The following is a 12438-nucleotide window of genomic DNA, read 5'->3' on the forward strand; positions in this document are numbered from 1 at the left end:
TTTAATAAAATTATTTTAAAGGCTTTTTAAATGCAAATAATTTTTGTATGTTTAGGAAATATTTGTCGCTCTCCAATGGCAGAATACATCATGAAAGACATAGCTTTAAAACAAAATCTTGATATAAAGGTCTTAAGTGCTGGAACTTCTGGCGAGCATGATGGCGAGGATATGCACTATAAAACTAAGTCAAAGCTTCATAGTGTGGGCATAAAAACATCTATGTTTAAAAGCAAAAAATTAAGCCAGGCATTGTGCGATAGTAGCGATTTGATTATAGTTATGGATGAATTTAATTATAAAACTGTGATGAAAAATTACAAAAACATAAACACTAAGATTAAAAAAATAACCGAGTATGCAAAAGAACTTCCTTATGATAATGTTCCTGACCCTTGGTATAGTGGAAATTTCGATGAAACATACAAGATACTTTCTTTGGCTTGCGCTAATTTAGCAAACTCTTTAAAGACCAGATAGTAGTTTTTCAAAATCCTTTTGAAATTTGGTAGCTAAGAGGCTGTATCCTTCTACGGTTAAATGCACATCTTTATTGCTTAAGCCTTGTTCTATCCAAAGCTCTTTGCCCCCGTTTTGCTCCATAGCAGTGTGCATATCAAATAAAATTATTTTCTCCTCCCTTGCTAACTCATATATAGCCTTTCTCACTTCGTAAAAATTTGGCGTTAGTGCGTAAGTTTCATCATCTATTTTTTTAGTAACCGTTGGCGGTGAGATTAGTATAAATTTGACATTTGGGTTGTATTTTTTTAAAAAATATATGAAATTTTTATATTTGCTTTTAAAATCCTTTTTGTTAAACCTGTCCATTAAGGCGTCGTTAGAGCCGTAGGCTAGTATGATTAAGTCGTTTTTAATGACTCCAAAACTTTTTTTCATAGTATCTTTATCCCATCTAAGCCATATATCAGATCTTGCACCATTAATGCCTAGGGTATCAAAGGTTTTTACATTTTTATCATCGTTGTATATTATAAAAGCGCCAAGTTCGGCATTTTTATCAAGGGCTTTTATGGTGATTGGAAAGCTTAGTTTGCTAAATTCCTCATATACAAAGTTGTTTTTATTTTTTTTCTTTGCTGTGTATTTTTTTGCCTTTTTATCATTTATTACAAAACCCTTATCCTTGGCTTTGTAAAAAATTCCCACATTAAAAACTTGTTCTTTTAAATTTGAGCTTAGCTTTATATAAGCATTGGCCTTTTTTGCTCTTGCTAAAATTCCGCCCACAGCGTAATGCTCGTTTGCGCTGCTTCTTGAATTAATGATGTCAAAATCCTTGCTTTCGTAATCTAGCATTAAAACCTGCTGATATTTTGGCTGCAGGGGATAGACTATGCCTATTGAATTTACTTGTATGAAGTTTTTTCTAAGCTCTCTTGAAAAAAAATCAGCAGCCATATGAGAATCCCCAAAAATTCTCATATTAAAATTATCTGAGTTTAATTTATGTTTTAAGCTTAGCAAATCCTCTTTGCTATAGTAATTAAGCAAGGCGCTTTTTTCGCTTTTTTGTATGTTTTGTTTGATAGAATTTTTTGAATGAGTTTTTTTTAAAGTATCATCGCTAAAAAAACAAGCACTTATTACAAGCCCTGAAAAAAGGGCTAAAGCAAAATAAAATAACTTCATTTATTTATATGCTTTAACAAAAGATTTGACATAATCTTAGCGCCTTTTATATTAAAATGCGTTCCATCATCAGCCCTTACCTTAATGCTTTTGTTGTTTTCATCTTTTACATAACTTGAGTATTCTCCATTATCGCTAAGCACAGACTGCGTTTGTATGAAAATTTCTTCATTATTTGCAAGTTCGTTTTTATAAATTTGATTTAGAACCTTTAGTTTTGTGTTTAAATTTTTATCTTTTACCGGAGGAATTTCATACCAAAATACCCTGGCACCGTAGTTTTTAGCTATTTGCAGTATCTCATTTACCCTGCTTGTGTATATGGATAGCCACTGTGTTGTGTTGAATTGGTGGTATTTGTTGTTTAATTTTATAGCCCAAGGATCGTTCGCACCAAGCAAAACCACTACATATTTTATCTTATCATTACTTAAAAAGGCAGCTTGAGTTGCCTTAGCCCAATTAAAATATGATTTATAAGAAAGTCCTGTATTTTGCTTGCTTAAATTTGTGCTATTTATATCAAGAGCTTGCAAGTCTTTTACCAAGGAGAGTGCAACGCCTTGCATTAAAGAATCGCCTATTATCAAAAACTCTTCACCATCTTTTACGGTTATGTTCATATCCTCTAAATTCACTAGCTTTGTTTTGCTTAAATTTTCATCACTTGTATTATTTACATCATTTATCAGTTCAGTAGCCACAGCAAGACTTAGATTTTCCTCATTTTTTTGGGCTAATTCTTGTAGAATTTCATAATTTGTAGTAAAAGAATCATTGCTAAGCACTGTTTTGATTTGCTCTAGTTTGATTTTAAGCGAATTTGCCTCATCTAAAATTTCATTATCAAGAGCTATGTATATATGATATCTTTGTTCTAGGTAAGAGCTTATGCTCTTATTCATCACGAAACAAACCAAAACAAAGGTAATAAGCAAAACCAAAAAAAACTTAAGAATTCTCATTAAAAACTCTCATATATAAACTGTGGTATCCCGCTTGGCATAAAAGCAAAGACTAAAAGCAGTATAAATGCTAGCAAAATAGGCTTTAAAAGCAAAGGTGTTATAGCAAGAATTTTCACACAATAATCCTTGAAATTTACAAACAAAGGATAGGTTATGAACAAGGAACAAAAGATTATAAACATATATATATCATTGTAATCAACAGGCATAAAAAAGTTATTGTAACAAGCTTTGATGTATTCTAAGGCTGCATTGAAGCTAGGATAGTAAAAAAATATCCAAGCAAAGGTTACAAAGTGAAAGGTTATGAACACAGGAAGATACGGAATTTTACTTAAATTTATCTTTTTGACAAGCGGTATGTGCAAAAAAGCAACGCCAATACCATGCAACAAGCCCCATATCAAGAAATTAATAGTATTTCCATGCCAAATTCCAGACAAAATAAAGGCAAAGATAAGGTTAAAATAAGTTCTTACGCGACCTTTTTTATTGCCTCCAAGAGGTATATAAACATAATCTCTTATGAAGCTTGAAAGGGATATATGCCATCTGCTCCAAAATTCTCTTAAGTTTTTAGCCAAATAAGGCATGTTGAAATTTGGCGGCAAGTGAAAGCCAAGCATTAGTGCAAAGGCACAGACTAAATCCACATAACCAGAAAAATCGCAGTAAATTTGCACAGAAAAAGCATATATCGCACAAAGTAGCTCTAAGAAATTATAAGAGCTTGGGTCGTTTAAAATTTCCTTTGAATAAATGCCTAAATAATTAGCTATTAAAACCTTTTTTATTATCCCAAAAAGCAGCAAAACTATAATCAAATTAGCATGTTTAAATTCTCTTTGTCTGTGAATTTGCTCAAAGAAAAATGTGCTTCTCATGATAGGACCGCTTAGCAAGGTAGGGAAGAAAGATAAATACATAGCAACATTTAAGAAGCTTTCTATCTTTTTTTCTTTGTATACATTTACTAGGTAAGTTATGGAAGCAAAGACATAAAAACTTATGCCTATTGGGAATATCAAATCACTATCTAAATATTCAAAGCCAAAAAACATCAAAAAAGCATCAAAGGTATCTTTTATACTAGAAAAATATTTAAAAAAGGACAGAGTCAAAACAACGCATGCTATGCAGCTTAAGAATATGTATTTTTTCTGTCTTACAAAGATTAAAAGTGCAAAATAGTGTATAAAAAAGGTATATATAAACAAAACTAGTGCAAAGTATGGATTAACAAGAATATAAACCGTGTAGCTAAAGAACAAAACAAGTAAATTTTGGAGTTTGTATTTTTCTTTAAATAACCAATAAATAGCAAAAAAAGCTATCATCATTAAAGAAAATTCTAAGGAAAAATAAGTCATACAGCCACACTTGATATACAAAATTTCTAAGGCTTCATTCTACTTTTTATAGCCTTAGAAAAAGTTAAATTTATTTATTTACTAGAGTTTTTATGTATTGGTCGGCCAAATAAAGACCATTTGCGTTGTCTTTGATGAGTTTTATTTTATCTACAATTCCTCTAAACAAAGCCTCCTCCTCGTGCTGCTCTGCAACATACCATTGCAAGAAATTAAAGGTAGGGTAGTCCTTATGCTCTAACATAAAATCAACCAATTCGTTGATTGACTTTGTGATTGATTGTTCGTGTTCGTAAGTTTGTTCAAAGACATCTAACAAGGATTTAAATTCATCATCAGGGCTTGGTATGGAAGCTAATTTTACGTGAGAATCTGTCTCGTTTAGGTATTTTATCAGCTTTTTAGCATGCTCACTCTCCTCAGCTGCGTGTTGTAATAAAAACTCACCAGCACCGTCGTAGCTATTTTCAAAGCACCAAGAGGACATAGAAAGGTAAAGATTTGATGCGAACATCTCCTTTGCTATTTGCTCGTTTAATAAATTTATAACTTCTTTTGACAGCATTTTGTCTCCTAAAATATAAAATTTGTACTTGCTTAATTTTACAGTAAGTTTTTAAATAATTCTACAAGATTTTTATATCTATTATCAATTTTTAATTAGCAATTTTTCAAGTTTTTGCCATTTTTTTATCCAAAGCAAAAGCTAAGCTAAATTTTTATCTTTACTAGTGCAAAGATGAGATAAAAAGCAGTCCTTGCAAAGTGGATTTTTAGCCTTGCAAATGTAGCGTCCAAAAAGCACCATGGCTTGATGTAAGTAGTTTAGATTATCCTTAAAAATCATACTTAAATCTTCCTCTGTTTTTTCAGGACTTTTTGCCTTGCTTAAATTTAACCTATGAGAAACTCTAAAAACATGCGTATCAACAGCCATAAAATTTGCCCCGCACCATTCTATCAAAACCACATGAGCGGTTTTTCGCCCCACTCCTGCTAAGGATGTTAAATCCTTTTCATTAAGCGGAATTTCGCCGTTAAAATTTTCGCACACAGCCTTTGCCATTTTGATTAAATTTTCAGCCTTGTTATTGAAAAAAGAGCAAGATTTTATGTAGTTTTTAACAGAGCCAAGCTTAGCCTTAGAAAGACTTTTAACATCAGGATAGGCCTCAAAAAGAGCAGGAGTTATCAAATTCACTCTTTTATCGGTGCACTGTGCTGAGAGCATAACGCAAACGATTAATTCGTAAGGATTTTTAAAGACTAATTCTGTTTTTGCCTTCTCATAATTTTGTAAAAAAAGTTCTTTTATCTTTAAGTTTCTTGTCATTTTTGCGTTCTAATTACTGATTTTTAACGAAATTAAATTATAATTTTATTAATAAACTTTAACTAACAAAGGAAATTCAATGAAAAAAGTTTTAATCACGGCCTTGTGCGCAAGTGTAACATTCTTAAATGCTGCTGTTGTGGCAACCGTTAATGGCAAAGACATAACAGATAGCGAAATAGATAAAAAACTAGAACGAGTTTTGGCTGGAAAGTCTATATCCTCACTACCAGCTGAACAAAAAAGAGCTATAATCCAACAATACATAGCCCAGTACTTAATCCTTGATGACGCAAGAAAGCAAAATTTAGAAAAAGATAAGCTTTATACTGAGAATTTGGAATTAGCAAAGGAAGATATATTGCTAGGTGTTTATCAGCAAAAAATGGCTGATAAGGTAAAGATTGATAACTCAAAGGTCAAGGCTTTATATGATAAAAATAAGGCGCAGTTTGTAGAGCCAGCGCAAGTTAAGGCAAGACATATATTGGTTAAAAGTGACGCGGAAGCTAAGGAAATAATTTCTGAGCTAGGTTCTTTAAAAGGTTCTGCTTTAACTCAAAAATTTGAAGAACTTGCAAGGTCTAAGTCAATTGACCCAGGTTCAGCATCAAGAGGTGGAGATTTGGGCTGGTTTGGTCAGCAAGATATGGTAAAACCTTTCAGTGATGCTGCTTTTTCTCTTAAAAATGGCACTTTTACAAGAACTCCTGTTAAAACCCAATACGGCTTTCATGTTATCTTAAAAGAGGATTCTAAAGCTAGAAAACAGCTAACCCTAAGCGATGCGTCTGTAAAGAATTTCATAGAAAATCAACTTAAAATTCAAGAAGTTCAACAGCTTATGAATAAAAAAGCCATGGAGCTTTTTCAAGGCGCTAAAGTAGAGATAAAATAATGGGCGTTTTAGATATAGTAAGCTCTGGTGTTGTGAGCGGAGAGGATTTAAACAAGCTTTATGCTTATGCTAAGAGTGAAGGTTTTGCCATACCTGCTGTTAATGTCGTAGGCACAAATTCCATAAATTCTGTGCTTGAGGCAGCCAAGAAGGTAAATTCTCCTGTAATTATCCAATTTTCAAACGGAGGAGCTAAATTTGTAGCTGGCAAAAACTGCGAAAATGGAGATGTTTTAGGTGCGATAAGCGGTGCAAGACATGTTCATTTGCTAGCTAAAGCTTACGGCGTGCCTGTTATTTTACATACAGATCATGCTGCAAGGAAACTGCTGCCTTGGATAGATGGGCTTATAAAGGCAAATGCTGAATTTAAGGCTAAGGAAGGACAGGCTTTGTTTTCTTCTCACATGCTTGATTTGAGCGAAGAAAGCTTGGAAGAAAATTTAAGCACCTGCGAAGAGTACTTAAAAAAGCTTTGTGCTTTGGGAATTTCACTTGAAATAGAACTTGGCTGCACCGGAGGAGAGGAAGACGGCGTAGATAATACCGGCATTGATAATGCTAAATTATACACCCAGCCTGAAGATGTGGCACTAGCTTATGAAAGGCTTAGCAAGATAAGCGATAATTTTAGCATAGCGGCTTCCTTTGGCAATGTGCATGGAGTTTATAAACCGGGCAATGTAAGTTTACAACCTAGCATACTAAAAAATTCACAAAGCTATGTTAAGGATAAATTTAAGCTAATTGATGATAAGCCTATAAATTTTGTATTTCACGGGGGCTCTGGCTCCGAGCTTAGCGACATAAAAGAAGCTATAAGCTACGGCGTTATTAAGATGAATATAGACACAGATACGCAGTGGGCTTTTTGGGATGGGGTTAGGCTTTATGAAAAGCAAAATAAAGACTACCTTCAAGCACAGATTGGAAATCCACAAGGTGAGGACAAGCCTAATAAAAAATATTATGATCCAAGAGTGTGGCTAAGAGCCGGTGAAGAAAGTATGGTAAAAAGGCTAGAAAGAGCCTTTGAAGATTTAAACTGTATAAATAAAAATTAGGTCGTTTATGGATAAAGAAAATTTAGAAGTTGTTCTGCCAGATGTAAAAAAAAGAAGCGGTTTTTTAGTATATCTTAAGGTAATTTTTTTACCTTTTATACTTTTTGCCATTGTTTTTTGTGGGTATTTGGGCTACATAGACTTAAAAGTTAGCATTGTAGAACTAAGCTTGATTACTTGCATATTTTTAATAGCTTTGATTTTTGCTAAATACAACGCAGAATACACTTCTAGTATCTTTGAGCAGCAAAAAGATGAATTTAAGCAGGCTCTTAAAAGATACATTATGAAAAATTTTCTTACCATAGGCAAGGAAACTAAATGCAATGCCTCTTTCGATGATTTTGCCTTATCTTATATGAGGGATTTTAGAAATGAGAATTTTTCAGCCATAGCAAGTGCCATTTTTCCTCTTTTGGGAATTTTAGGAACCTTTATAAGTATGGCATTTTACATACCAAGCTTTACAAATTTAAATGCCTCGTCTTTAGAACAAGATATGTCAAGGCTTTTAAGCGGTGTTGCTAGTGCGTTTTATATATGTATATATGGTGTTTTTCTTTCTTTGTGGTGGATATTTTTTGAACGTTTTGGAAAGATTAAAATTCAGGTTTTATTAGATAGGCAAAAAAATGCTACAAGTTCGTTTTTTTGGTCTAAAGAGGAGCTTAGGCAAAGGTATTTAGAAAAATCCTCACAGCATTTTGACAAGATAGCTATCATTTTCGAACAAGTTAGCAATGAGGACTTTTTTAAAGAGCTAGACCACAGCATAGAACGCAAATTTGGACTTTTCCAAGAGATGTTAAACGTGGAGGAAAAGGCTATAAGGGTTAGTAGTGAGCATATAAAGCAAACCATGACAGAGCTCAGCAGAGCGCATAGAAATCAAAGAGATTTAAGCAAGGTTTATCTTGAAATGACTAACAACATCTCAACTCTTAATCAAAATTTCAAAGACATCAGCTCAAGAATGGCAGAGCAGTATAACAGGCTGTTAGATGTTAGTCAAGATAGAATTTCGCACCTTGATAAAACACTTCTTATGCTTGATGAACGTATAGATGCCTTGAAAAAGAATTTTGAATCCTATCAAATTTCAATGCTTGAAAATCAGGAAAAGGTTTTTTCAGGCTTTAAAAATGCTTTAATTCACGGCATGAGAGAATTTAAAGAAATTTACGAGGAAGAAAAGAGCATAGACGATAAGATAGATATGATGACACAGCTAAGACAGGAAATGAGTGAGCTTGATAACGAAGCAAGCGAAGTTATAGCGAAGCTTGTCAAAGAGGATAAGAGCCAAAAGAAAGAAGAAGATGCAAGAGATAAACAAGAATAATTCATTTTATATGTTTTATCCCTTGCTTATTGCGGTATTATTCGTACTTTTTTTATTTATCTTTTGCGCACTTTTATATAAAAATGTAGCGGCAAAAGCTGAGATACAAGAGGAATACAAAAAACTACTAAATCAAAAAGAAGCCTTTGAACAAAGCAAAAAAGACTTTAAACAAAGGCAGGATTTAATCCTTTCTTTGTCTAAGAATTTAGATTTAAATCAAACTGTGAATTTGAATTCAAAAGATAGAGATTTCTTACTTTTATTAACGCAGTTTCAAAAGCAAGAGGATGAGCTTAACTCTCTTAAAAACAATTTTAATCTAGCAAAAAAAAGAATTTTAGAGCTTAGCTTTTTGCAAAGTGATACTATCTTAGCGCTTCAGGCTATACTTGATGCGAATATTAGTCTTGATTCTCAAAGCGGGGCTGTTGTGATTTCATCTGATTCTTTATTTAACGAATCATCTTATAATCTTAAAAGCGAGGCAAAATCCAAGCTAAGAAAGGTTTTAAGTGAGTATTTTGACGCTATTTTAGAAAATAAAGAACTAAGTCAAAGCCTAGAGCATATCATCATAGAAGTTCACACAGACTCACAAGGTTCATCTTATATGTATAAGCTTGATTTATCGCACAAAAGAGCTTATGAGCTACTTGGCTTTATAAATTCCTTTTATAAAAACGACAGATTATCAAGCCTAATTTTAGCCAGCGGCAAGTCCTTTTCTCAGCCTGTTTTAGTGAATGGTGTTGAGGATAAGGCAGCTAGCAATAGGGTTAAAATTTATTTTACCGTATCACACAAAGCAATCATAGAAAAATTTGAAAACTTTTTGTATTAGCCCCATAGAAAAATTTAGCCTTTGCTCTTTTTCATTTTATGTGAAAAGGGATGATTTATTAGGCGAGATAAATGGCAACAAGGCTAGAAAAATGGCCTTTTTTATGGATAAAAACTATAAGCAAGGCACAAGGTTCATATCTTACGGCTCCTCTCAAAGCAATGCTCTTGCAGCTTTAAGTATCTTTTGTAAAAATAAAGGCTTAAATTTGTTTTTTGTTTGTGAAAAAATTTCATCTTTTTTAAAGCAAAATCCGCAGGGAAACTATGCCTTAGCACTTAAAAACAAAGCTTTAATACTTGAAAATTTAGACTTTAAGGATAAAAAAGACATGGCTTTAAGCCTTTATAAAAAGGGCGATATTTTCATAAATGAAGGCATTGCTATGAAAGAAGCCGAAGTTGGGCTTAAAATTTTGGCCAAGGAGATAGAAGAGCAAAGCAAGGCTTTAGACATAAAATTTGATATTTTCTTGCCCTCAGGCACTGGAACTAGTGCTTTTTTTCTCGCTAAAAATATAAATTTCAATGTTTATACTTGCTCTTGTGTTGGAAATGATGAGTATTTAAAAGAACAAATGCTAAATCTAGGCAGCATTCCAAAAAATCTGTTTATACTAAAAAAGACTAGAAAATTTCACTTTGCAAAACCTTATGAAGAGCTTTTTAAGCTTTATAAAAAGGCTTTAAATCAAGGCTTAGAATTTGATTTATTGTATGATACGGTAGGGCTTTATACTATTTTAGAAAATAAAATTGAATTTAAAAATCCACTTTTATACATACACCAAGGCGGTTTGAGCGGAAATTCAAGCATGTTAAAAAGGTACGAAAGAAAGTTTTTAGCACAAGGCAGCTTCGAATAAAAAGCAAGAAGGCTTGTATTCCTTGTCCTTGTTTTTGCTATCTTTTTTTGCGTAGCTTAGATAAAGCATATCCATAGCCCTAGTAGCAGCTACATAAAAAAGCCTCCTTTCTTCTTCTAAACTTCCTCCCATTCTGCTCATTAGTTTTTTATTTGGGAAACGTTCTTGTACCAAATCTATAATGAAGACTGTTTTAAACTCAAGCCCTTTGCTAGCGTGTATTGTAAGCAAATTTACGCCTTTGCCTGAGCTGATATCACTTGTAGCAAGACTTAAAAAATTGTAATAATTTCTTATATCTTTGTATTCTTTGCTGTATTCTACAAGCTTGTTGATTTTTTCTTGCATTCTTAAGATAGCTTCTTCTTTCTTGTTAGAATCTATTTGTCCGGCCTTATTTACGCATCTTTGATTTATAAATAGTTCGCAAAGTTTTATAAAAAATCTATTAGAACTTATAATATTACTTAGCTCATATGAATTTTCACACGCTTTTGCTTGTTTTAAATACAAATAAAGCTGCTCCAAAACCTTGGCCATATCCTCATTAATCTTGGTAAAATCAAGTATAGGATGCGTTTTAAAATCGCTATTTAGTTCAAAGCGGCTTGTATTTACCCTTGGTTCTAAATCATCAAAAAGCCCTAAGCTACTATTTATTTTCACGCTTTTTTCAAGCTTTACATTGCTATCTGGTTCCAAAAAGGCCTTAATTAAATTTCCATGCCCAAGCTTGCTTAAATTATCAAATAATTCCTTTGAAAGTGCAGAGCCAACACCCTTTGCATGCTCCATTAAATACATAAAAGCCATGATGTCCTTAGGATTTACAAAAAGAGACAAAAAGGCACAATACGCCTTTACCTCCTTGCTGTCAAAAAAGCTCCAAGTACCTTTTCTAACGCAATTTATCCCATGGCTTCTTAGGGCTAGTTCCATGCCATCTGCGCTTGCTTTATTTCTAAACAATATAGCTATATCCTCGTGCTTTACAGAGCTTTGATAGATTATTTTAGCTATTTCTTTATACTGCTCATACAAATCATCATAAACTAATAAAGCAGGCTTTCTAAAATTCCCCTCTCTAGTGACTACAAGTTGTTTGGGGTATAATCTTTCATTGTTTAAAATAACCTTATTTGCTATTTGTAAAATTTCATTTGACGAGCGGTAGTTTTTGTTTAAAGAATAAATATTAGCGTCTTTAAATCTCTTTTGAAAATTTCCTATAATGCTTATGTCAGCACCATTAAAAGCATAAATGCTCTGATCATAATCACCCACGCAAAACAAACTCTTGCTTTTAAAAGAATCAATCAAAGAAGCTTGCAAGGAATTTGTATCTTGATATTCATCAACCAAAATTTCAGTAAATTCCATTTTTTCATTTAAAAGCTCCTCTTTTAATCTCAAAAGCAAGTCATTAAAATCAACATAATCAAAGCGTCTTTTTTCCTCCTCATATTCTCTTAAAAGGTCTTCATAAATTTGCAAAAACACGGCTTGTTCTTTGTTGTAATTTCGTAAAAAAAAGTCTGCAAAATTTTCGTTTTCGCTTTTGTTTTGAAATAAAGAATATATCTCATACAAGTAAGAGGCTTCATAAGGCTTTACATCGCTAATATGAGCAAATTTCCTCCTAGCGTATATGCTTTTAAATAAATTTTTAAGCTCGGAAGGCATTTTTAAGCTTATATTTTTATTTTTTCTTTTTAAAAGCTCGTAAGCCACGCCGTGAAAGGTGCCTGCTAGGATATTTTTTGTAATTTTTTTATCAAAATACTTTCCAAGCCTATCTATCATTTCTTTTGAAGCTTTGTTTGTAAAAGTAAGGAGTAAAATTTCATGCGGTGCCACTTCATTTTGCAGCAAATACGCTATCCTAGCTACTATGGTTGATGTTTTTCCTGTGCCAGCGCTTGCTATTATTAGATTATGCCCAAGTTTTGTGCTAGCTGCTTTAAATTGTTCCTCGTTCAGTCTTGAAAGCGGCATTTAACTCCTTTAAAAGAGAGGATTATAGATAAAAATATCTTAAATTTCCCCTTGCTTTTTTTATAAAAATTTACAAAATCAATCAATCTTTTAGATATAATTTTTT

12 protein-coding genes are annotated in these 12438 nt (G+C 32.7%); 6 read left to right on the forward strand and 6 right to left on the reverse strand.

The window, feature by feature from the left end:
• Window positions 1-30 precede the first annotated feature (30 nt).
• Window positions 31-480 carry a low molecular weight protein-tyrosine-phosphatase gene (locus tag CAV_RS03815; RefSeq protein ID WP_094752818.1) on the forward strand — a complete coding sequence of 150 codons (450 nt, stop codon included), beginning with the start codon at window positions 31-33 and terminating at the stop codon, window positions 478-480.
• Here CAV_RS03815 and CAV_RS03820 read toward each other — a convergent pair.
• From CAV_RS03820 to nth, 5 genes are all read right to left on the reverse strand, one after another.
• Window positions 466-1653 (reverse strand): GDSL-type esterase/lipase family protein, encoded by a 1188-nt coding sequence (locus CAV_RS03820; RefSeq protein ID WP_094752819.1) that lies wholly within the window; start codon window positions 1651-1653, stop codon window positions 466-468. The two genes, CAV_RS03815 and CAV_RS03820, sit on opposite strands and share 15 nt — an antisense overlap.
• Entirely contained in the window at window positions 1650-2618 is a 969-nt protein-coding gene (locus CAV_RS03825) for an SGNH/GDSL hydrolase family protein (protein ID WP_094752820.1), read from the reverse strand. The genes CAV_RS03820 and CAV_RS03825 overlap by 4 nt, the downstream gene beginning before the upstream one ends.
• The gene (locus CAV_RS03830; protein WP_094325188.1) at window positions 2618-3991 is read right to left on the reverse strand and encodes an MBOAT family O-acyltransferase; all 1374 of its coding nucleotides are present in this window, start codon (window positions 3989-3991) and stop codon (window positions 2618-2620) included. Before CAV_RS03830 ends, CAV_RS03825 begins: the two co-directional genes overlap by 1 nt.
• A gap of 70 nt (window positions 3992-4061) precedes the next feature.
• Window positions 4062-4556, reverse strand: coding sequence for a ferritin (locus CAV_RS03835; protein WP_094752821.1), 495 nt, complete (start codon window positions 4554-4556; stop codon window positions 4062-4064).
• Window positions 4557-4697: 141 nt separating this feature from the next.
• Complete coding sequence (gene nth / locus CAV_RS03840; protein ID WP_094752822.1) at window positions 4698-5324, reverse strand: endonuclease III; 627 nt, start codon at window positions 5322-5324, stop codon at window positions 4698-4700.
• 79 nt (window positions 5325-5403) lie between these two features.
• Between nth and CAV_RS03845 the strand changes: the two genes are divergently transcribed.
• From CAV_RS03845 to CAV_RS03865, 5 genes are read left to right on the forward strand one after another with little or no spacing between them, the layout of a single operon-like run.
• On the forward strand, window positions 5404-6222 hold the full coding sequence (locus CAV_RS03845; protein ID WP_094325191.1) for a peptidylprolyl isomerase: 819 nt from the start codon (window positions 5404-5406) through the stop codon (window positions 6220-6222).
• Entirely contained in the window at window positions 6222-7286 is a 1065-nt protein-coding gene (gene fbaA / locus CAV_RS03850) for a class II fructose-bisphosphate aldolase (RefSeq protein WP_094325192.1), read from the forward strand. The genes CAV_RS03845 and fbaA overlap by 1 nt, the downstream gene beginning before the upstream one ends.
• A 7-nt stretch (window positions 7287-7293) precedes the next feature.
• A complete protein-coding gene (locus tag CAV_RS03855; RefSeq protein ID WP_094325193.1) occupies window positions 7294-8628 on the forward strand; it encodes a MotA/TolQ/ExbB proton channel family protein in 1335 nt (444 codons plus the stop codon).
• Entirely contained in the window at window positions 8606-9472 is an 867-nt protein-coding gene (locus tag CAV_RS03860; protein ID WP_094325194.1) for an OmpA family protein, read from the forward strand. Before CAV_RS03855 ends, CAV_RS03860 begins: the two co-directional genes overlap by 23 nt.
• Window positions 9453-10337, forward strand: coding sequence for a 1-aminocyclopropane-1-carboxylate deaminase/D-cysteine desulfhydrase (locus CAV_RS03865; protein ID WP_245807434.1), 885 nt, complete (start codon window positions 9453-9455; stop codon window positions 10335-10337). The genes CAV_RS03860 and CAV_RS03865 overlap by 20 nt, the downstream gene beginning before the upstream one ends.
• Here CAV_RS03865 and CAV_RS03870 read toward each other — a convergent pair.
• Window positions 10314-12332 carry an ATP-dependent helicase gene (locus tag CAV_RS03870; RefSeq protein ID WP_094325195.1) on the reverse strand — a complete coding sequence of 673 codons (2019 nt, stop codon included), beginning with the start codon at window positions 12330-12332 and terminating at the stop codon, window positions 10314-10316. The genes CAV_RS03865 and CAV_RS03870 overlap by 24 nt on opposite strands.
• Window positions 12333-12438: the final 106 nt, after the last annotated feature.

It is taken from the genome of Campylobacter avium LMG 24591, from assembly GCF_002238335.1.
Taxonomy (GTDB): domain Bacteria; phylum Campylobacterota; class Campylobacteria; order Campylobacterales; family Campylobacteraceae; genus Campylobacter_D; species Campylobacter_D avium.

Coding starts and splice junctions, on each gene's coding strand:
- nth (WP_094752822.1), bottom strand. CDS start 5,324: ATGACAAGAAACTTAAAGATAAAAGAACTTTTTTTACAAAATTATGAG.
- CAV_RS03815 (WP_094752818.1), top strand. CDS start 31: ATGCAAATAATTTTTGTATGTTTAGGAAATATTTGTCGCTCTCCAATG.
- CAV_RS03855 (WP_094325193.1), top strand. CDS start 7,294: ATGGATAAAGAAAATTTAGAAGTTGTTCTGCCAGATGTAAAAAAAAGA.
- CAV_RS03860 (WP_094325194.1), top strand. CDS start 8,606: ATGCAAGAGATAAACAAGAATAATTCATTTTATATGTTTTATCCCTTG.
- CAV_RS03870 (WP_094325195.1), bottom strand. CDS start 12,332: ATGCCGCTTTCAAGACTGAACGAGGAACAATTTAAAGCAGCTAGCACA.
- CAV_RS03825 (WP_094752820.1), bottom strand. CDS start 2,618: ATGAGAATTCTTAAGTTTTTTTTGGTTTTGCTTATTACCTTTGTTTTG.
- CAV_RS03845 (WP_094325191.1), top strand. CDS start 5,404: ATGAAAAAAGTTTTAATCACGGCCTTGTGCGCAAGTGTAACATTCTTA.
- CAV_RS03835 (WP_094752821.1), bottom strand. CDS start 4,556: ATGCTGTCAAAAGAAGTTATAAATTTATTAAACGAGCAAATAGCAAAG.
- CAV_RS03820 (WP_094752819.1), bottom strand. CDS start 1,653: ATGAAGTTATTTTATTTTGCTTTAGCCCTTTTTTCAGGGCTTGTAATA.
- fbaA (WP_094325192.1), top strand. CDS start 6,222: ATGGGCGTTTTAGATATAGTAAGCTCTGGTGTTGTGAGCGGAGAGGAT.
- CAV_RS03830 (WP_094325188.1), bottom strand. CDS start 3,991: ATGACTTATTTTTCCTTAGAATTTTCTTTAATGATGATAGCTTTTTTT.